The organism is Providencia sp. PROV188 (genome assembly GCF_027595165.1).
GTDB classification, from domain to species: domain Bacteria; phylum Pseudomonadota; class Gammaproteobacteria; order Enterobacterales; family Enterobacteriaceae; genus Providencia; species Providencia lanzhouensis.
The window spans coordinates 2246656-2265955 of sequence record NZ_CP097291.1; the positions used below are offsets into that span (position 1 = coordinate 2246656).

Below are 19300 nucleotides of genomic sequence, written 5' to 3' on the forward strand. Positions count from 1 at the left end.
TGAGCTTCGGGCTATTAATGGGTTGTGATCAGCAGCCTACCGCAGAACAACAAAAACAAGCTCAACAGCTAGTCAATAGCACTTTAAATAATATGGTGTTTGTTGAGGGCGGAACTTTTTTAATGGGAGATTTTGGTGGTAAAGATGGTAAATCCAATTTTGTTTATAGTCTTAGTAAGGATAATAAATTCACCCATAATGTAACCCTTGATAGTTTCAGCATTTCAAAAAGTAAGGTTTCATGGGGCGAATACTTGCAATGGCTAGATATCATGGGAAAACCTCTACCCGAGAATTATAAAAAACTGAAAGAACAAGTACGCTATGTATCGATGAAAAAATTTACCAATGATAATTATCTCGCCTCTGTTAACTGGCAAGATGCTAAAGATTATTGCCAATGGATTGGGCAACAAAGTGGATTACCGGTTGACTTGCCTACCGAAGCGCAATGGGAGTATGCGGCTCGTAGTCGAGGTCAATTTTTGAATTACTCAAGTGACGATGGCAAGTTTGGCGACTTTATTGATCCTTCTTCCAAAGCATATATTCCATTAAATATGCGCAAACCCAATCCCATAGGGTTATATGATATGATCGGCAATGGCTGGGATTGGACCAATGATTGGTACGATGAAAACTACTATTCAGTATCTCCCGAAAAAAATCCGCAAGGCCCTCAATCGGGTACGACCAAAGTAACTCGAGGCTCTGCGGGTACCAATTTTATGGATAACCAGAATATTGAACGCTATGCTATGCCTCCTGTATTAACAGAGATAATGAGCACAGGGCGAGGTTTTCGCTGTGCTGTGCAATCCCCAACACCTATTTCAATCGCTGAAAATTATAGCCAATAATTAATATTAAAATACTAAATTAATATTTTTTGAATATCACAACCTACCTATTAATTTAATATTTAAACTCTTATGACTAAAAACATTATTTTATTGGGTGACAAAACCAGTCATGGTGGCACCGTTATTACCGCAACTTCCGATATTGTTATTAATGGAAAAAGAGCAGCTAAAGTAGGTGACTTAGTTAGTTGCCCCAAAAAAGGTCATGGCACTAATGCCATTATTGAAGGCGCTACAGAATTTACATGTAAAGGTATTCCTGTTGCCGTGGATGGAAGCAAAACTGAGTGCGGTTGTTATCTCATTGCCAGTATTACTGACTTTAATTTAGGATAATTATGTCTTGGAATAAAAAAGCATCGCTACAAGTACCTAAACCTCAAAAACCTCCTTACGTTAAATGGATTATAGCGTTAGGTTTAACATTATTTTTTCTATTTTATTCACTCTATTTTAATTCTCAAAAAGAATCTCTCGATTCAGATAGAGGAAAGATTATCATCATTTTTGTGGCTACAGTCCCACTCATTACTGTTTTAAGTGTATTCTTTGTGAAAATCATTTTTTATTTTAAATCAAAAAATAATTACGAATTCTTAGAAAATGAAAAAAAATATGCTGATAAAAAATGGGAGGAATGGGGTTCAAGAGCAATTAGCATATTAGACTCCGTTATATTGCTTCCTGATAAAATCACATTACCCTATATTTTAAAACATCAGAGTTCACATATCGCAAGCTACCAACTACCAAAGAGAATTGATTATTTACCTGAAGATAAATCTCCGTGTTTTATTTTACTAAGGACACTGCAAGATAAGATTCTTGAGGTCAGTACCAAATACCCTTTTTCTGTTCACTATTTAACAAATCAAAATCTCACCACATCAAGAAAAGAATTTGAATATTCATGGGAAAAATTATTTCATAATCCACCACCACACAATGTAAATTTCACCCATGAACTAGATTACAACTACATCGAAGATACTGTAAGAAACAATGAAGACCTAATCCAACTGGTACTCATTGAGCAGGCTTATAACCAAAATCAATCTGCCGCTTTTGCAGCTTTTGTTTTTACTTCCGATGAAGTCGCTCTAGCATATCAACTAAATACAATTGCTAATGTAAAAAGACCGATGCCAATCACAATCGATGAAGATAAACAGAATGCCATCCATCTATTTACTGAAATACAGACTGAATCAAAAAATACGTTTCTTTGTTTTTCTGACAATAAATGCCAAAACGATTTAATCAGCGCACTTTTCAGCGCCTCTGAGTCGCTCCCAAAAATAGAACCCAATAAGTTACTTAACTTAGAATTTTTTATTGGTCCAGTAGGCGAATTTTCAAGTTGGTTAAATTTAGCCATCGCCATTGACTATGTTGCTCAATCCAAGAACTCAGCTTTAACACTTTCTCAAGATAATCAATCAATGTTTATTGGAACTATTACTTCGAGTCCATCGATATGAATATAAAATTGAATAAACCCGTAGTGAAGACATTTTCTTTCTTCATTTTTGTTGTCTTACTATGCCTTAGTGTTTGGTTCTATGGTGAACATTTTTACCTAGAAACAGAATTCAAAAAGTACATTGCGATCGGTATTATTATTTCTTCTAGTATTATTTATAGTGTCGTTCGATGGGGATTTCATCACAAAAAAATAGCAGATCATCGTGAAGAAAATAAAGACACGGGCACTTACCCAGATAACGATAAAAAATCCATCCTCAATAACCAGAATTTATCCCCCATATTAGTAACCCTAAAATCCCAATACGGCACTTTCTGGCATTCCAAAGTCTCCATTCAGCTCCTCCTTGGCTCCCACTCCGCCGTCGAAAAACTCGCTCCTAACCTGACGCAAGAAATCTGGCAAGAGTGTGATGGAACCCTACTTATCTACGGTGGCGATATCGGGAGTTCCATCGATTCAGAGCGACTAGAAACCCTCAAACACCTACGCCGACGTCGTCCGCTCGATGGCGTGATTTGGGTGACTGAAAACAGCATTTCATCTCAGCTTTTAGACAACAACGTCACTTTCACTAACCTCAATACCGCAACAGCCCACAATGCAGGGCGTGCAATCCAAAACCTCTTCCAAGAATTAGGTTGGCGTGCGCCAGTTTGGGTATGGAGTGTCAGTGACCAGCAATCCCTCAGCGCTGTTGAAACGCCCTCTATCCTCTGCATGACAGAGCAAAACATGCCAGCCGAGGCGCTATCCCCTAGCTTATTAAGCCTGATCCCCGCGCTCGTTATCAACGGAACTCAAGCGTTACTGCGAGAACAAAAACACACCTATCTGCTGGCTTTAGCACAATTTTTACAAAACGGTGGCAGCCAGCAGCTTGCAACCGCATTAGCCCCACTCAATACCCAATTACGTACACTGCCTTTTTCCGGCATTGCATTTAGCCCTTCTATCAATCCGTTGAATCAGCAACGTTTACCCAATAGTTGGCACCCTGATACCCGCTGGAAAAGCTGGTTGAATGTGCAATCTGAACTAGCATCCGGTTTACAGCCTGCCTCTTTAGGCTTTGACAAAAAACGTCTCGTTCAATACGGTGCTGCTACTGCCATGACTTTGTGGGGCGCGGGCATGATCGTCTCTTACTTCGCCAATCGCCAGCTTATTGAAGAGAGCTACCAAAGCGCGAGTGTCGCCGCTAACAGCCAATTACCGGAAACTGAACGCCTCAAAGCCCAGTACGATTTTCAGCAAACCCTAGGCTTACTCAATCATCGCGAACAAACTTCTGTGCCTTTCTGGCTCCATTTTGGGCTAAACAGTAATCAACCACTATTAGCCCATTTATGGCCACTGTACCAACAAACGGTATTACCGCCTTTGCGTGATACCATCGCTCAACAGTTGACTCAACAATTACAAGCCTATGCCCAGTTATCCCCTAACAGTGATGACCGTCGCCAAGCCACCCAAGGGGCGTATCAAAGCCTAAAAACCTACTTAATGATGAGTACCCCAGAGCGCATGGATCCGGCGTTTTTTACTGATAGCGTGCTCTCGACTCTCCCCGTCCCGCAAGGAATGAACGAAGGCGAATGGCAAACCCTCGGTAAAGAATTACTTATGTTCTATGCCCAACAGCTACCGAAGCACCCCGAATGGCAATTAACTGCCAACAATAACCTGATTAATCAAAGTCGCACTTTACTCATTCGACAAATTGGTCAACGCAGCGAAAGTGCCACGCTGTATCAAGAAGTATTATTACAAGCGCAGCATCAGTTCCCAGATATGACCTTAGATGATATGACGGGCGATACCGATGCCAGCTTTTTATTCACCACGGATGAGTTTGTGTCGGGTATTTTTACCCGCAAAGCGTGGGAAGAGTCTATTCAACCTGCCATCAAAAAAGTGGTTGAATCTCGCCGCAGTGAAATTGATTGGGTATTGAGTGATAGCCAGCATGAACTTAGCCAAGATATTTCGCATGATGCACTTAAGCAGCAGCTTACTGAACGCTATTTTGCTGACTTTTCTGATAGCTGGTTAAACTTCCTCAATAGCCTGCAATGGCGCCATACTGAAAGTTTGTCTGATACTATTGACCAATTATCTTTGATGAGCGATGTGCGCCAGTCACCCGTCATTGCATTGATGAATACCGTGGCTTACCAAGGGAAAACCGGACGCCAGCAAGAAAAGCTCGCCGATTCCTTTATGAACTCCGCGAAAGACCTGCTCAATAAAGAACAGAAACCCGTCATTAGTCAGAAAGCCGACTTTACGGGTCCGCTTGAAGATACCTTTGCCCCTATTCTGAATTTTGTGGACCCGCAAGCCACCGCGCAAACAAGCGATAACCTCAGCCTACAAGCCTATCTCACCCGCATAACCCGCGTGCGATTAAAACTTCAGCAAGTGGTTAATGCACCGGATCCGCAAGCGATGTCTCAATCCTTCGCGCAAAGTATTCTAGAAGGTAAAAATGTCGATTTCGCCGAAGCGCGGGATATGGGTAGTTTGATTGCCGCCAGCTTTGGGCAAGAGTGGCAAAGCTTTGGGGATGCGCTGTTAGTGGAGCCGATGACCCAAGCGTGGCAGCAATTACTCACACCAACCGCCCAAGGCATTAATAGCGAATGGCAAAATGCCATTGTCAGTGAATGGAACAACGCTTTCGGTGGACGCTATCCGCTAAAAAATACCCAAAGCGATATCTCCTTACCGTTGATGGCGCAATATCTGCGCCCCGATAATGGTCGGATCCAACGCTTCTTAGAAACTCGCTTGCAAGGGGTTTTACGCAAAGAAGGCAACCATTGGGTACCCAATAGCACCAATGCCCAAGGTTTACGCTTTAACCCTGCCTTTTTAACTGCGCTAAATACCCTGACAGAGTTAGGCGATGTGGCCTTCGCGAACGGGGAAGCGCGTCTCTATTTTGAAATGCGTCCAGGCACCAGTAAAAATGTGATGCAAACCATATTGGTGATCGATAAACAAAATCTTACCTACGATAACCAATTCCCTGAATGGCAACGTTTTGTTTGGCCTGCCGATACCGTCGCGTCTGGCGCATCTTTAACCTGGATGACCACGTCATCGGGTACCCGACTCTATGGCGATCATCGTGGTGTTTGGGGTTTGATCCGTTTACTCGAAACGGCCAACGTCGCGCCTTATGCGGGCAGCACTAGCAGCTATACCGTCTCGTGGGTAACACCCGATGGCATCTCTCTAAATTACCAACTACGCACCGAAATGGGTCAAGGCCCGCTGGCGCTATTAAAACTGCGTAATTTCGTTTTACCTGAAAAAATCTTTTTGGATTAGCCATCGATAGGACATCACCTATGCCTTTATTAACTGCCTTGCGCACCGCTTGCTTTACTGGAAATCCGCTTGCTGCTAACCAGCTTGTTGAGCAACAAGTGGCACTATGGGAGCGCTGGCTACTGCCCATTACAGCTGAAAATCCAATGGGGGATGACCCCGGTTATGACGATGACTTCGAACGCATGAAAGAAGAAGTCAACAAACTCTCTGGGTCAGACACTGAATTAATTTGTGCTCTTGCCGAGAACCTCCTGACCAACGTCTGCAAAGATGCGCGAGTTATCACTTACTATATTTGGGCGCGTTTGCATCGCGAAGGGGAAACAGGGTTAGCCGATGGGCTCGGTCTACTCACAGGATTACTACATCGCTACCATGACAGCCTACTACCTTCGCGCCCAAATAGCCGAAAAGCCGCCATCGAATGGCTGGCGGGTCAACGTGTCATCGACAGCTTATCCCTCTACCCTGAGGTGGATAGCAACGAATTTTCCCGCATTGTGGCACTACTTAGCGCGATCGTGGATGAGTTTAATACGTGGGATGAAGCAAGCCGCCCTAACCTTGCCCCCCTCTTACGAGCTTTAGAAAATCGGCTCGCCCAATCCGGTGGGGCTGATAGCGTCATCCCGCAAAATATCAAAGCGTCGGAAAATGTCGCGACAAAGCAAACGGCCTCGGGGATCAGCCCTATCGCCCCCATACAATCAGGTCGTGAGCTGCTCGACCAAGCCAAAGTGCTTGCCAATTATTTGCGTAATCAACCCAACGGCTGGCTGTCGGGTCACCGGCTGATGAAATCTGTCCGTTGGGATACCCTGCACCAATCGCCACCACAGAACCAGCATGGTTGCACACGTTTAGCCCCACCGCGCTCGGATGCGAAAGCCCAATTAAAACGTTTATATCTGCAACAAAACTGGTTGGAGCTCACCGAACAAGCCGACCGCCTATTTGCTGAAGGCGTTAACCATTTTTGGTTAGATGTTCAATGGTACCTACACCAAGCGCTCAGTAAATCTCCCGCGCCTTGGAACGGTTGGGCAGACGTTATTGCCTCGGATTTAAAACAATTTTTATTGCGCCTACCCGGGTTAGAAAATCTCGCATGGGAAGATGGCACCCCCTTTGCTGATGAAGTGACCCTCGCGTGGATCAAACAACAGATTCTGGAAGATAACATTCAGTCTCTGCACTCTATGCCAGTTCAAGGCGCGGATGACGATGATAACGGCTCGATATTTGCCTTAGAGCAAGAAGCATTAACGCAAGCCGATACCGAAGGGGTAGAAGCCGCCTTAGCATGGTTAATGTCTCGCCCGAATATTCAGACCACCCGCCAAAAATGGCTATTGCAATTGGTAATGGCAAGAGTGGCAGAGCAATTTGCCCGTCATGATTTGGCGCTGAACTTATTGCGTGAATTAGACAATCGCGCTGAACACATGCAACTGGCTGATTGGGAACCGCATTCCCTGTTTGAAGTCAAAGCCCGCCAATTACAACTTCTGCGCGGTAAAGCGCAACGTAACACACCGGATAAGGCCGAGTTACATCACCAAATGTCTGAGTTATTGGCTCAATTGACTCGCTTAGATCCTGTCCGAGCGCTAGTACTCTACCCTTAAATTAATCAGTGAGAGTGATACGAATGGATGATTTAACCCTTCGCTATTATGATGCAGAAATGCGCTATCTACGCGAAGCTGCGAAAGAGTTCGCCCAAGCTCATCCCGACCGGGCGGCACTATTAGATTTAGATAAAGCCGGCATTCCCGACCCTTTTGTTGAGCGACTATTTGAAGGTTTTGCCTTTTCGATGGGGCAACTTCGCCAAAAGATTGATGATGATTTACCTGAATTAACGGAAGGATTGGTCAGCCTACTCTGGCCTCATTATTTACAAACCATCCCTTCACTGTCCGTGGTTGAACTCGCACCGGATATTCACGATATGAAATTATCGTCGGTGATCCCTGCCAATTTTGAAGTGCTTTCACGCCCGATTGGCGAAAAGAAAACCGTTTGTCGTTACCGCACCACGCGGGATTTAACCTTAAATCCCATTGCGCTATCCACAGTGAATTTAACCACTGAGCCTGATGGACGTTCCGTGATCCGATTACGCTTCGATTGTGCAAAACTGGTCGATTGGAAACAGAGTCCTCTTGGGACTATTTCCTTTTATTTGGCGGGTGACGTTCCAACCACTTACGCCCTGCATCTGGCTCTCACTAAACATGTCGCGGCGACCTATATCCGTTTACCGTCATCCCCTGACCGCGTTCGTTTGCCGCTGTGGTTTTCCCCTGGGGGATTTGCTGAAGAAGATCAATTGTGGCCCAAAGGAGATAGTACCTTTAGTGGCTACCAGCTATTGCTAGAGTATTTTTCTTTTCGAGAAAAGTTTTTCTTCGTCAATTTAAACGGGCTTGAAGAGATTCAATTGCCCGAAGGATTAAGTTACTTTGAGCTGGAGATTGTGCTCGATACCTTGTGGGATAGCGACATTCCATTAAGTCACGATAACCTAAAATTGCACAGCGTTCCGGTGATCAACTTATTCAATATTGAAGCTGATCCACTCACCGTTAACGGGTTAGAAAGTGAATATTTACTGCGTCCCCGCCGTCTACAAGATGGACACACCGAAATTTATGCTGTCGATACGGTTCATGGAACAAGGCGAGGTGAACACATTCACTATGTTCCATTCAGCAGCTTTCGCCATCGAGGCGGTATGTTGCGACGCAATGCACCAGAACACTACTACCACACTCGCGTTAAGCGCGGGGTCAGCGGGTTACATGATACATGGCTGATTTTAGGGGGAGAACGCGAACAGCCGACCGCTGCTCTTGAAAGTGAAACCTTATCTTTGCAATTAACCGGCACTAACGGGCAACTTCCACGCAAAGCGCTGCAAAGTACATTGCTCGACAGAACCGAAGAAACGCTACAAACCCAATTGCAGGTTCGCAATTTATGCAAGCCAACCCTGCCTTGCTATCCCCCAGCAGAAGACCGATTTCATTGGCGCGTTCTCAGCCACCTTGGCGCCAGCTTCCTCAATATGATGGACAACGTAGAGGTATTGCGCGGCACATTGGCACTCTATGACTGGCGAGAGGATGATTTAAACAGCCGCAAACTCGATGCCATGATCCACGTTGAACAGCACCTTATTGAGCGTTTCGAAAAAGGCTTTTTACAGCGCGGTATTGCCATCGATATCACTCTTGATAGCAACGGATTTAACGGTGAAGGGGATATTCATCTCTTTGGTGAAATGCTCAACCGCTTTTTCGCACTGTATACCGACGTGCATCTATTTAACCAATTGACTCTCCATATTTTACCAACAGGAAATAACCTCACATGGACAGAGAACCATCCTCAGTAAATCAGCTTTTTGATGCGCTAGGGGAGCGTCTACCACTGGTTAACTTCTATCGGTTTTGCCAACTGCTAGAACAGAGTAATAAACAGCGCCCGCCACTTGGTAGCACCCAAGACCCGAAAACAGATGTTATCCGGTTTCGTCCCCATCGTGGGATGGGTTTTCCTGTCACCGAAATTAAAGGCATCGACATTGAAGACCGCTACCGAGATAGCAACACACCCAGTATTCGAACTACCTTTTTAGGGTTATATGGTGTCACATCACCGTTACCCACCGCCTACCTCGATGACATCGCACAACAGCGGGAAGGAACCGAATCGCTCACGGACTTCTTGGATATTTTTAACCATCGGCTCACGACGCAGTTTTACCGTATTTGGCGAAAATATTCCTATCCAGCAACTTTTTCCGCAGGTGGCGAAGATGAAACATCCCAGTATTTGTATGGGTTAATTGGCTTGGGGATCCCCGGCACTGCTCAACATGTGCAAGCGCCTTTATCCCGCTTTCTCGCCTTACTGGGCACGTTACGTTTTCCAACCCGCACCGCAGAAGGCGTTGTGTCACTCGTAAAATTACTCGCGCCTGACACTCATGTGAAAATCAAACCCCATGACCCGCGGCGTATCGAGCAAACAACTCAAACAGGGCTGTCGTGCAAAACCCCAATGACCTTAACCAATAAGCCCGTTTTAGGTCAGTATTCTACCGATGTAAACAGCCAAATTTTGATTACCTTACGGACAGATAACTTTGATGAAGCCCGCAATTGGCTGCCTGACGGACAGCTGTATCAAGATTTAATGGCGCTATTGCATGTTTACCTAGGGTCAAGAGTCAATGCCCGTCTTTGTCTTAAATTACCCAGAAAGTTGCTCCCTAACGCAACGTTAAGCTCGCAATCTCACCAAGGTGTTCAGCTGGGACGGACCGCCGCGATGGGCACATTGGCGCCTAATGTCGCTCTCCGCGAACACATTATTACCTTAAATCTGGGGCGCTATCAGCGATTATCGGCAACATCACACTCTACGCCGCCCTCACATTACGCTAATTATCGATTCTGATTCCGGGACTCTCCTATGAAACACATCCCTTTATTGCCATTTTGCGGCAAAACATTGGTGCTTCTGACTGCATTAAACCTCACTGGATGCGGGCTCACTCAAATGGTCAGCGATGGCACTCGCAGTGCAGCAAGCGCGATATTTTATAAGCAAGTGAAAGTCGTCCATCTTGATTTCGTGGCACGTGAAGCGCTCAATACCGATGATACAGGCGCATCGCTGTCCACCATCATTCGTGTATATCAATTGAAAGATACTGAAAGCTTTGATGAGAGTGACTACGCATCGTTATTTGCCAAAGATAGCCAAGTACTAAAATCCTCTCTCGTGGTACAAAAAGATTTACGCATTCGCCCGGGTGAGTCGATTTCCCTTGATATGCCCCTTGAAGACGGCGCTGAATTTGTTGCCATCGCCGTGATGTTCCATCACCCAGACCTTATCACCGATGACTGGCGCGTAGTGATCCCCAAAAAGCGGTTACTACCGGATGACCCACGCTTACTCACCCTTGCTGATAACTCCATGACCTTAAAACCACTTGGAGAAAAATAGCATGTCCCAGCCTTCATTATATGAAATGTTGACGGGGTATTTTGCGGGAGGATTGGATATTGATGCTATCCCAGAACATGACCAAGTGATGGTCTCTGTGATGGACAATATTCGCCGCATTCTCAACGCCAGAGCGGGTAGTATCGAGCATCTTCCCGACTACGGGCTACCTGATATGAGTAAAATGATCCAAGGTCTCCCCGGCACTGCTCACAATATGATGACCATTTTATCGGCAACGTTACTCAAGTATGAGCCCCGCATCAAATCACTCTCTTTAGTGTTATTACCGCAAAACAGCTTTGGGGCACTCCATTACGCCCTTGAGGTTGAATTACATGAGCAAGGTTTGATCCGTTATGGCACTGAATTTATGCCGGATGGGCGCATTCTCGTACACCATCTAAAAAAACAATTCGATACGATTTAAACTGACGACTGCGTGAGAAGACTATGAACCCAGATTTAAACACATTGCGCCTTGGTGGCGACCCGCGCACGCTGGCTGATTTTGCCGCGCTCAAAGAAGAATTAAATAAACGCTTTCACCCCGCCCGCCCAGATGTAGACTGGGCGCGCGCTCATGGGCTATGTTTGTCCTTATTCAACCAAAACGGCGCTGATTTACAAACTTGCGCATGGTTTACCCTGATCCGCCAGCATCAAAATGGCATCGCGGGATTAAACGAAGGCTTATCTTTACTTCAACATTTACTGAGCCGCCACTGGCAAGGATTATGGCCACAACAGACCCATGCCCGGGTTGAGATCCTCGCTACGCTGAGCCAACAACTCATGACAGGGTTACGCGCCCATGCACCTGTTTATGCAGACCTGCCAGCTCTGTATCAGACTGAAGCAACGCTAAACCAAATTGGACAGTTGCTACAAACATTAGAGCTCAAACACCTCACTCAGCTGGAACGACTGCAAAACTTGCTCACCACTCAAGCCAAGCAGCTCGAAAATACTGATGTTCCCGACAGTGGTTTTATTCCACCAACGCCGCTGCAATTGCCAAAAACTGCGCCATCGTCATTTCATGCCCGTACCGCAGCAACGCCAATTTCCATCAAGGCCAATGCCACTATCAGCACACCAACACCGACCAAGCCTTCTTACCGCAAAGGCATTTGTGTGGGTATGGCTTTCGGTATTGTGCTCACAGGCGCGCTGTGTGCAGGAACTTTGTATGTGTTACACCCACAAATCAATAACCACGTTTTAGCGCAAGCGCTACCCCAATTACCTGACTTTACGCCGAATATTGCCTCAATTCTTGAGCAACAATTGCAGCCTAATGCCGCACAACCGAATAGTTTTTCTCCTGAAAAACTCAAGATAATCGATAACTACCTCGTGGAATTAGAGTCCGTCTCCCCAATTTGGTCTCAGCAGTATGGATTAAACATGGTGAGTTACCTCACTAAACAATATGGTGACCGGCAAGAAGTCAGCGCATTTAACGATAAATGGCAGCAAAATATGCAAATTAATGCGCTATCTAACGATAAATTACAACAGTGGTCTGAAGGGATGGCAGAGTTAAATAATCTCAGTACGCGCTTAGACAGTCTTGATGGTAAACCTCGCAGCTATATCACGGGGTCTGAATTAAAAACCATTATTTTCAATGCCCGCCAGCATTTTAATCAAAGCGTTCCGTTAGAAGAAGAATTGCGTCGTCTTGAGCAACTTCAAACCCAAGGCTCCGTCCCTGAGTCTGAATACCAACGGATTGATAACCATTTTAAACAGCTACTCAATCGCTATGCGTTGATAAGACAAAGCGAAAAATAAACCTATTTATTCCGAAGTAATACCTGTATGGAGCACCTTATTCGTGCTCCATTTTTTTTCAGTGATATACTCGTTTTAAATTAACGCGATAATTATTTTTCAAGGAATACCCCATGCTTCGCTGTGCTGCTCGTATCACCCACCAGCTACGTCATGCATTTCATTCTCGACCGCGCTTTTTGGTCTCGCTTATTGTTGCTTTCATCACTTTCTTCGCTTTATTTCAAACACAAAGTCTGATTATTAACTTAATTATCAGTTGGAACGCATTTGCGTGGTGCTATTTGCTGTTTCTATTCCAGAGAATTATTAGCCACAATGTGAAAGATATTCGTAAGCTGACAAAAATCGAAGATGAAAGCGCGAGCATGGTAATATTTTTCTTGATGTCAGGCTGCTGCGTCAGTTTATTAGCCTTATTTTTTGCCTTGGGCGGACACAGTGATATCCCGAAAGCCGATAAAATTTACTCTTATATTTTAACTGCCTCGACATTGATATCCTCTTGGCTGCTCTTACCTACGGGCTTTACCATGCACTATGCCCATCTCTATTACGGCAATAGTGAAAATGAAAAACCGTGGCTAATTTTCCCCGATAAAATCACCCAACCCAGCTATTCGGATTTTATGTATTTCTCATTCACCATTGCCGTCGCCTCACAAACGGCAGATGTAGAAGTAGCCTCAACCCCTATGCGTCGCGCAGTATTGCTCCAATCCGTTATTTCATTTGTCTTTAATATGGCCATTTTAGGGTTGTGTATTAATATTTCTGCCAGCTTCTTTTAAAGGTTATCGGATTAACTTGTCGAAATAAAAAGAGTTAGCCTGCTATCACAATAAAAAAATATTCAATGCAGGATATTGACAATATCCCCATATAGATCTAAAAATACTGTATATTAATACAGTCTTTAGTAGAGGCTATTATGTTACGCATCGAAGTGTTATTTGATAAGAATTCACCGCAAAAACCAAGTGGCTTGGTTTTACAAGCTTTAGAGTCTGAGATTTTACGCAAACTACAGTCACAGTACCCTGATATGGTCACTCGAGTGGGCTTTAGCTCTCAGCAGGCGATTAATATTTCAGGAACGAAGATTGCGGATGATAAATTACGCATTGAAGAGATCTTAGAAGAAATTTGGATGGATGACGGCTGGCTACCTGAAGCAAATACCGATGACTAGATGATTAGCAGAGAAATGGAAGGGTAATATCCATCTTCCATTTCTTAATCCATTATTCTTTGAAGTTAATCTGAGTCACTTTCAATCTATTTCTGCCTATCGTTTATACGCTTCTGTGTATAAAAACCGATAGCACCACAATTCACTATTCCGCCATTATCGAAAGAGTATTAATAAAGTTTCTGACGAAGATACGATTTAAACTCATTCACCGGATTACGTTTCGTTTTACTCACTTCAAGTATTCGAGCCTCTACTAAGCAAGTTTTCGCATCAGTGCATCGCTGAACTTCATTTAATTTCGTCGGATTCAACGCCAATTGTGGTTTATTGAAACTCGCCCCCATAAATACCATGGCAATAAAAATAATCCCGATAAATAGAGGCACTTCAATATACGCTTGTTTCATGATAAATGCTCTTGTTATGGTTGTTGAGGGTATATTAGTGCTTTTGCATTTTAGTACCTTAATATTTGGTTAAACCAACCTTAAGGGATGCTTAAGGGGATAAATATCCTAGTTGCTGGGTGAGCGGAGTCTGCTTATACTCCGCAACAGAGGTAATAAATATGAATATTTTATTGGTAGAAGATGATCTTCAACTCGGCAAAGCGTTATGTCGTGGACTGGAATTAGCCGGATTTAATCCTTGCTGGGTCAGATTATTATCGGATGCTAAGCAACAATTACAGGCACGCAATTTTGATGTCATGCTTTTAGACTTGGGATTACCTGATGGTGATGGTCAAGAGGAATTAATTGCATGGCGCCAATCTGGAGAATCAATACCGATTATTATTCTTACCGCCCGTAATAAAATGGATAATTTAGTGGCGAGCTTAGATTCTGGTGCCGATGATTTCTTAACAAAACCCTTTGAAATGCCAGAGTTGATTTCTCGCGTAAAGGCTATTAGCCGCCGTATGGCTGGGTTTTCATCTGAAATTTGGCAATTAGATAATCTGCAATTAAATCCATTAAACCATCAAGTCACCTTGGATGGTCAATTATTATTACTCTCCGGTAAAGAATATCTGTTGCTATACGAGTTAATTAAAAATGCCGACAATGTCGTGCGAAAAACAGATTTAGAGCAACGTTTATTTGGCTTGGATGATGTGGAAAGTAACTCCCTTGAAGTCCACATTCATAATTTACGCCGCAAAATTGGTAAAGACAGAATTATTACTATCCGTGGCATCGGTTATTTACTAAAAAAAGAAGCGCAATCTGGTGAAGATTAAATCCTTTCTTGTCTACACATTTGGTATTCAGATTGGCGCAGTCATCTTTTTATGGCTGCTGCTAGTCGGTTGGTTACAATTTTTTTATCTACCTGATTTGGTCGATGATGATGAATTTAACCAACAACAGCAAATCGTCACACAAGGGATTGCGCGTACATTAGGTACAGTATCAGATACCCCAGAATATTTTGATAAGCTCGCGGTTATTCTGCAAAAAATGTATACCGATGCCATGGAAAACGGCATTGAAACTAGCTATAAACCGTATATGGTTGTGCGGGATAATCTGGGACATGTGCTATATCGCAATAGTGAAAAGATTTCAGACCCATCACTAAAATCAGTCGATATGCTAACTGCCCAACATAAAGATTGGCATTTCACTTCTGCATGGGATGATGATCATACCCTCGAAGTTGTGATTGCAGAATCGTATCTTGAGCGACGAAAGTTAATTGGTAATCCAGCCGAAGGCACTGCCATTCCTCTCGCCTTTATTTTGGGCATAATGTTAATCGCTATTCTGATCACTGCCTATTTTAGTATTCGCCCCATTAAACAAGTCGCTAAAATTATTTCATCGCGTCAACCGGGAAATTTAACGCCGATTGATACCAAAGATATGTATAAAGAAACTCGCCCTATTATTTCCGCGATTAACCAATTAATGGCACGAGTCGATGCCGCGAATTTACGCGAAAAACGTTTTATGGCAGATGCGGCTCATGAATTGCGGACTCCGATTGCAGCGGTAACAGCACAATTGCATGTGTTAATGCATATCGATAATCCAAAAGAAAAAGCCGAGATTATTAATGATATGAAAGAGACATTAACGCGCGCCGCCTCTTTATCTCATCAATTAATTGATCTCGCACGTTTGGAAGCGGAAGATTTTGCCATTCGTAAAGAGCAAATTGATTTACCTATGTTAATCAGTAATCTCATTTCATCCCATATTCCTTATGCTCTCAATAAACATATTGATGTGGAATTATCCAGTCCAGATTCTTTTTATGTCGAAACTGATAAGCTGGCGCTGAGTAATGTGTTCACTAATTTAATCGAAAATGCGATTAAATATTCTCCTGAAAAAGCCAAAATAAAAGTGACACTGGTCGATCTCACCCCTTTTGGTGCCACCATTACGGTTCAAGATAATGGACGCGGTATTCCGGAAGAGAGCCGAGCACATCTATTTTCTCGCTTTTACCGTGTGCCCGGAACATTAGAAACAGGAAGCGGTTTAGGATTATCTATTGCCCATAATCTGGCATCGAAAATAGGTGCAACATTAAAAGTCACTGATGGATTAGAGAATAAAGGTATTGGATTTATTATTGATTTGCCTTAATTAAGGCGGCAGTCGAGAATAATACCATTATTTAAAATAATGTTATTCAGTTAACATCCCTAGTGCATAATAAACATTACAATCCCCTTTTACGTTAAATTACTTAGCCATAAAAAGGGGCAATAATGTCACAGGCGCTAATCATCATTGATCTTATTAACGATATTGTGGGTAAAAATGGTTTATCCAATAGCAGTTATTCCCAAGTCAATTCCCGCAATATTATTGAAAAGGCGAATCAAGCCGCTAATTACGCAAGAAGTCAGCGTATTCCTGTTATTTGGGTCAAAGTTGGCTTTAGCGATAATTATCAAGATATCCCCGCTGGCTCCCCACTTTTTTCACAAGCTAAACAGAGAGGCGCATTAAAATTAAGTGGCTACGGCTGCCATTGGGTGGAAGATTTGGTCGTTCATATGCAAGACAGAGTGATCATTAAGAAAGGCGTTTCTGCATTTGCAGGCAATAAACTCCACCAATGGCTTAACGATAATAATATTACTCAGCTCTATTTCGGTGGAGTCAGTTCGGTGATGGCAATCCAAAGTAGCGTAAGACAAGCCCATGATTTAGGTTATTTTTGCCATGTCCTCGAAGATGTGTGTGCCGCTGCAACCATTGAACTACACGAACAAAGCATGCAGGCACTGGCAGGTCTAGCCACCATTTCATCCAGCAAAACCTTTATGCAAGGTAATTAGCCGGCATGATGAGTAAGCTGTAAACAATAATTTACAAGGTTCGACCTAAAAATTAGTTTAATATTTAAAATATCTTTTGGCTGATTATTGACTTTGATCAATAAAAAACTAGAATGCTCCTACGTGATCAAGATCACACATTAACATTCGGAGCGAACATGAAAAGCATCAAAGAATTTTTCGTTAACCTGCAAGAAGTTGTTGAATTACTGTCCAAGCGTTTTATGTAATTTGCTTTAAACTTTGGTTAGTTAAACCATAGTCAATCAAACCTTTCATTTACCTCATTCAAGTATTTGCAAATTTTTGCTAACGGCCTTTTTTAAGGCCGTTTTTTTATTCAAATACGTTCTCAATAATTTCAGCAACCACTGCCGTGCCAATCGCTACCAAAATAAGATCTTTACCACTCATTTTCCATTCATAGCCCGCATAAACAGGCAACTGATGGATAAACTTTGATGGTAGAACCTTTTTAGCTATCCCCGGAGGTAACGGTTTTCCTCTTCTTACTTGCTTTGCAATTCCTGGTGGTAGCCCTTTGTAGCCCGTAAGACCGTACTCAATGGCTAAAGGTCGAACATTCCCAAAATTCAAGCTAAAACTAATATTAGGTGAAATACGCAACGTTCCTTGAATGCCTGAATTATCACCGTTCCATTGCTTCGCTTTATAATGGTCATCATCTTTATTTTTATGGCCGTTGTTGCCTTTAAATTCTTTATTATTATGTTTGTTACCGTTTCCATGCCCGTTGTTACCACTTGGGTCAGAAAACGCAAGTGGTGATGTCCCCATGAATGCTAAAAGAACAATCAGTGGTAGACAGCTATTTTTCGTAGGCTTTTTCATCAGTATTTCCTCATAAACATGATCGTTTGAGAGTATTCCTCAAAGTATAGAGCATCAATCAGAATAACCGCCATTTTCCGTAATCTTATGTAAATATTCGGTATATTTCACAAACTTAAGTCCTATTTGCTTATACTGGGTCGTCATTTATGGATAACGTAATAAAGGAGAATTTATGCAGCAGCAACTGCTCGACTGGGCTCGCCAGTTTAATCAAGACTATGCCACCCTCGCCTCTCTCTTAATGGTTCTTGGGCTGATACTGATTGTCGCCCTAATTTTGCATCTTTTTCTGCACAAAATTTTGCTTCCCACGATTGAAAAAAGAGGATTAAAAGCGGGTTCCGGTTGGCAACATCAACTCACCCAATATAATCTGTTCAATCGAATTGCCTTTATTATTCAAGGTATTGTTGTCAACATTCAATCCACCTTATGGCTATCTTCGGGCTCAACGACACAAATGGTATTGAATGTCGCTTCCCAAGCATGGTGCTTACTGTTTGGCTTACTGACGATTTATTCCATTTTGGATATCACGCTGGGCGTATTACAACGTGCGGCAAAAACAGCTCATCTCCCGCTACGTGGAATTTTCCAAAGCATTAAGCTTATCGCCACCGTTTTGATTTCGATTATGATCATCGCGCTACTGATTGGTAAATCTCCGTTGATTATCCTCAGTGGGTTAGGGGCGATGACCGCCGTCATGATGTTGGTGTTTAAAGACCCGATTATGGGCTTAGTCGCTGGTATTCAGCTCTCTGCAAATAACATGGTCAACATTGGTGATTGGCTGGAAATGCCTAAATACGGTGCTGATGGTGCGGTAATTGATATTGGATTGACCACAGTTAAGGTTCGAAATTGGGATAATACCGTCACCACTATTCCAACTTATGCACTGATTTCCGATTCATTTAAAAACTGGAAAGGCATGACTGAATCAGGCGGGCGCCGTATCAAGCGCAGCCTACGTATCGATGCCAATAGTATTCATTTTTTGAAACCTGAAGAAGTTAGCAACTTTGAAAAAGCCAACTTATTAGAGCCTTACATCGGGAAAAAAGTCTCTGAGATCCAGGTCTACAACTCTGCTTTACCAGAGGATAAAGCGACGCCACTCAACCAGCGACGCCTCACTAATATCGGGACATTTCGCGCCTATATTGAAGCGTATCTACGCGCTCACCCGCAGATCCATAAAAATATGACCATCATGGTTCGCCAATTAGAGTCAGACTCAAACGGTATCCCAATTGAGATTTACGCGTTTACCAACACGACAGTGTGGTTAGAATACGAACGCATCCAATCGGATATTTTTGACCATATTTTTTCCATTCTGCCGCAGTTCAATTTATCTGTGCATCAATCACCTACCGGTAATGATGTTCGATTCTTAGGTCATTCAACAAATAAATAACTCATCATAG

At 43.2% G+C, this 19300-nt stretch carries 18 protein-coding genes; 16 read left to right on the forward strand and 2 right to left on the reverse strand.

Annotation, left to right across the window (positions count from 1 at the left end):
- Positions 1 to 17 precede the first annotated feature (17 nt).
- The 12 genes from M5X66_RS10270 to M5X66_RS10325 all read left to right on the forward strand — a co-directional run bounded on the left by M5X66_RS10270 (position 18) and on the right by M5X66_RS10325 (position 13708).
- Positions 18 to 860, forward strand: coding sequence for a formylglycine-generating enzyme family protein (locus tag M5X66_RS10270; RefSeq protein ID WP_270103504.1), 843 nt, complete (start codon positions 18 to 20; stop codon positions 858 to 860).
- 72 nt (positions 861 to 932) lie between these two features.
- A complete protein-coding gene (locus tag M5X66_RS10275; RefSeq protein WP_108477927.1) occupies positions 933 to 1199 on the forward strand; it encodes a PAAR domain-containing protein in 267 nt (88 codons plus the stop codon).
- A gap of 2 nt (positions 1200 to 1201) precedes the next feature.
- Positions 1202 to 2344 carry a hypothetical protein gene (locus tag M5X66_RS10280; protein WP_154633508.1) on the forward strand — a complete coding sequence of 381 codons (1143 nt, stop codon included), beginning with the start codon at positions 1202 to 1204 and terminating at the stop codon, positions 2342 to 2344.
- Positions 2341 to 5688: an ImcF-related family protein gene (locus tag M5X66_RS10285; protein WP_270103505.1), complete on the forward strand. Its 3348-nt coding sequence runs from the start codon at positions 2341 to 2343 to the stop codon at positions 5686 to 5688. The genes M5X66_RS10280 and M5X66_RS10285 overlap by 4 nt, the downstream gene beginning before the upstream one ends.
- Before the next feature lie 20 nt (positions 5689 to 5708).
- On the forward strand, positions 5709 to 7319 hold the full coding sequence (gene tssA / locus M5X66_RS10290; protein ID WP_036952963.1) for a type VI secretion system protein TssA: 1611 nt from the start codon (positions 5709 to 5711) through the stop codon (positions 7317 to 7319).
- 23 nt (positions 7320 to 7342) lie between these two features.
- Complete coding sequence (tssF, locus tag M5X66_RS10295; RefSeq protein WP_270103506.1) at positions 7343 to 9094, forward strand: type VI secretion system baseplate subunit TssF; 1752 nt, start codon at positions 7343 to 7345, stop codon at positions 9092 to 9094.
- Positions 9070 to 10161 carry a type VI secretion system baseplate subunit TssG gene (gene tssG / locus M5X66_RS10300; protein WP_154599437.1) on the forward strand — a complete coding sequence of 364 codons (1092 nt, stop codon included), beginning with the start codon at positions 9070 to 9072 and terminating at the stop codon, positions 10159 to 10161. The genes tssF and tssG overlap by 25 nt, the downstream gene beginning before the upstream one ends.
- A 15-nt stretch (positions 10162 to 10176) precedes the next feature.
- On the forward strand, positions 10177 to 10716 hold the full coding sequence (gene tssJ / locus M5X66_RS10305) for a type VI secretion system lipoprotein TssJ (RefSeq protein ID WP_154599436.1): 540 nt from the start codon (positions 10177 to 10179) through the stop codon (positions 10714 to 10716).
- A gap of 1 nt (position 10717) precedes the next feature.
- Positions 10718 to 11146, forward strand: a complete 429-nt coding sequence (gene tssE, locus M5X66_RS10310; RefSeq protein WP_004912512.1) for a type VI secretion system baseplate subunit TssE — start codon at positions 10718 to 10720, stop codon at positions 11144 to 11146.
- Between the two features lie 23 nt (positions 11147 to 11169).
- Positions 11170 to 12516 (forward strand): VasL domain-containing protein, encoded by a 1347-nt coding sequence (locus M5X66_RS10315; RefSeq protein ID WP_270103507.1) that lies wholly within the window; start codon positions 11170 to 11172, stop codon positions 12514 to 12516.
- A 113-nt stretch (positions 12517 to 12629) separates the two neighbouring features.
- Positions 12630 to 13307 carry a DUF1345 domain-containing protein gene (locus M5X66_RS10320; RefSeq protein WP_036952946.1) on the forward strand — a complete coding sequence of 226 codons (678 nt, stop codon included), beginning with the start codon at positions 12630 to 12632 and terminating at the stop codon, positions 13305 to 13307.
- A gap of 140 nt (positions 13308 to 13447) precedes the next feature.
- Positions 13448 to 13708 (forward strand): DinI-like family protein, encoded by a 261-nt coding sequence (locus M5X66_RS10325; RefSeq protein ID WP_036952942.1) that lies wholly within the window; start codon positions 13448 to 13450, stop codon positions 13706 to 13708.
- Positions 13709 to 13878: 170 nt separating this feature from the next.
- On the opposite strand, the gene M5X66_RS10330 is transcribed toward M5X66_RS10325, so the two are convergent.
- Entirely contained in the window at positions 13879 to 14118 is a 240-nt protein-coding gene (locus M5X66_RS10330; RefSeq protein ID WP_187129322.1) for a hypothetical protein, read from the reverse strand.
- A gap of 161 nt (positions 14119 to 14279) precedes the next feature.
- On the opposite strand from M5X66_RS10330, the gene M5X66_RS10335 reads away from it, so the two are divergent.
- From M5X66_RS10335 to M5X66_RS10345, 3 genes are all read left to right on the forward strand, one after another.
- Positions 14280 to 14954 (forward strand): response regulator, encoded by a 675-nt coding sequence (locus M5X66_RS10335; RefSeq protein ID WP_036952936.1) that lies wholly within the window; start codon positions 14280 to 14282, stop codon positions 14952 to 14954.
- Positions 14944 to 16311: a sensor histidine kinase gene (locus tag M5X66_RS10340; RefSeq protein ID WP_036952933.1), complete on the forward strand. Its 1368-nt coding sequence runs from the start codon at positions 14944 to 14946 to the stop codon at positions 16309 to 16311. Before M5X66_RS10335 ends, M5X66_RS10340 begins: the two co-directional genes overlap by 11 nt.
- A 125-nt stretch (positions 16312 to 16436) precedes the next feature.
- Positions 16437 to 17012: a cysteine hydrolase family protein gene (locus M5X66_RS10345; RefSeq protein WP_108477916.1), complete on the forward strand. Its 576-nt coding sequence runs from the start codon at positions 16437 to 16439 to the stop codon at positions 17010 to 17012.
- Positions 17013 to 17348: 336 nt separating this feature from the next.
- Here the strand turns inward: M5X66_RS10345 and M5X66_RS10350 are convergent, their stop codons facing one another.
- Entirely contained in the window at positions 17349 to 17864 is a 516-nt protein-coding gene (locus tag M5X66_RS10350) for an anti-virulence regulator CigR family protein (RefSeq protein ID WP_036952927.1), read from the reverse strand.
- 175 nt (positions 17865 to 18039) lie between these two features.
- Between M5X66_RS10350 and M5X66_RS10355 the strand changes: the two genes are divergently transcribed.
- A complete protein-coding gene (locus tag M5X66_RS10355; RefSeq protein WP_036952924.1) occupies positions 18040 to 19290 on the forward strand; it encodes a mechanosensitive ion channel family protein in 1251 nt (416 codons plus the stop codon).
- Positions 19291 to 19300 lie beyond the last annotated feature (10 nt).

Bases quoted from the DNA above. Each gene is read 5' to 3' on its own strand.
- M5X66_RS10270 (WP_270103504.1), top strand. From the start codon at position 18: ATGGGTTGTGATCAGCAGCCTACCGCAGAACAACAAAAACAAGCTCAA.
- M5X66_RS10275 (WP_108477927.1), top strand. From the start codon at position 933: ATGACTAAAAACATTATTTTATTGGGTGACAAAACCAGTCATGGTGGC.
- M5X66_RS10280 (WP_154633508.1), top strand. From the start codon at position 1,202: ATGTCTTGGAATAAAAAAGCATCGCTACAAGTACCTAAACCTCAAAAA.
- M5X66_RS10285 (WP_270103505.1), top strand. From the start codon at position 2,341: ATGAATATAAAATTGAATAAACCCGTAGTGAAGACATTTTCTTTCTTC.
- tssA (WP_036952963.1), top strand. From the start codon at position 5,709: ATGCCTTTATTAACTGCCTTGCGCACCGCTTGCTTTACTGGAAATCCG.
- tssF (WP_270103506.1), top strand. From the start codon at position 7,343: ATGGATGATTTAACCCTTCGCTATTATGATGCAGAAATGCGCTATCTA.
- tssG (WP_154599437.1), top strand. From the start codon at position 9,070: ATGGACAGAGAACCATCCTCAGTAAATCAGCTTTTTGATGCGCTAGGG.
- tssJ (WP_154599436.1), top strand. From the start codon at position 10,177: ATGAAACACATCCCTTTATTGCCATTTTGCGGCAAAACATTGGTGCTT.
- tssE (WP_004912512.1), top strand. From the start codon at position 10,718: ATGTCCCAGCCTTCATTATATGAAATGTTGACGGGGTATTTTGCGGGA.
- M5X66_RS10315 (WP_270103507.1), top strand. From the start codon at position 11,170: ATGAACCCAGATTTAAACACATTGCGCCTTGGTGGCGACCCGCGCACG.
- M5X66_RS10320 (WP_036952946.1), top strand. From the start codon at position 12,630: ATGCTTCGCTGTGCTGCTCGTATCACCCACCAGCTACGTCATGCATTT.
- M5X66_RS10325 (WP_036952942.1), top strand. From the start codon at position 13,448: ATGTTACGCATCGAAGTGTTATTTGATAAGAATTCACCGCAAAAACCA.
- M5X66_RS10330 (WP_187129322.1), bottom strand. From the start codon at position 14,118: ATGAAACAAGCGTATATTGAAGTGCCTCTATTTATCGGGATTATTTTT.
- M5X66_RS10335 (WP_036952936.1), top strand. From the start codon at position 14,280: ATGAATATTTTATTGGTAGAAGATGATCTTCAACTCGGCAAAGCGTTA.
- M5X66_RS10345 (WP_108477916.1), top strand. From the start codon at position 16,437: ATGTCACAGGCGCTAATCATCATTGATCTTATTAACGATATTGTGGGT.
- M5X66_RS10350 (WP_036952927.1), bottom strand. From the start codon at position 17,864: ATGAAAAAGCCTACGAAAAATAGCTGTCTACCACTGATTGTTCTTTTA.
- M5X66_RS10355 (WP_036952924.1), top strand. From the start codon at position 18,040: ATGCAGCAGCAACTGCTCGACTGGGCTCGCCAGTTTAATCAAGACTAT.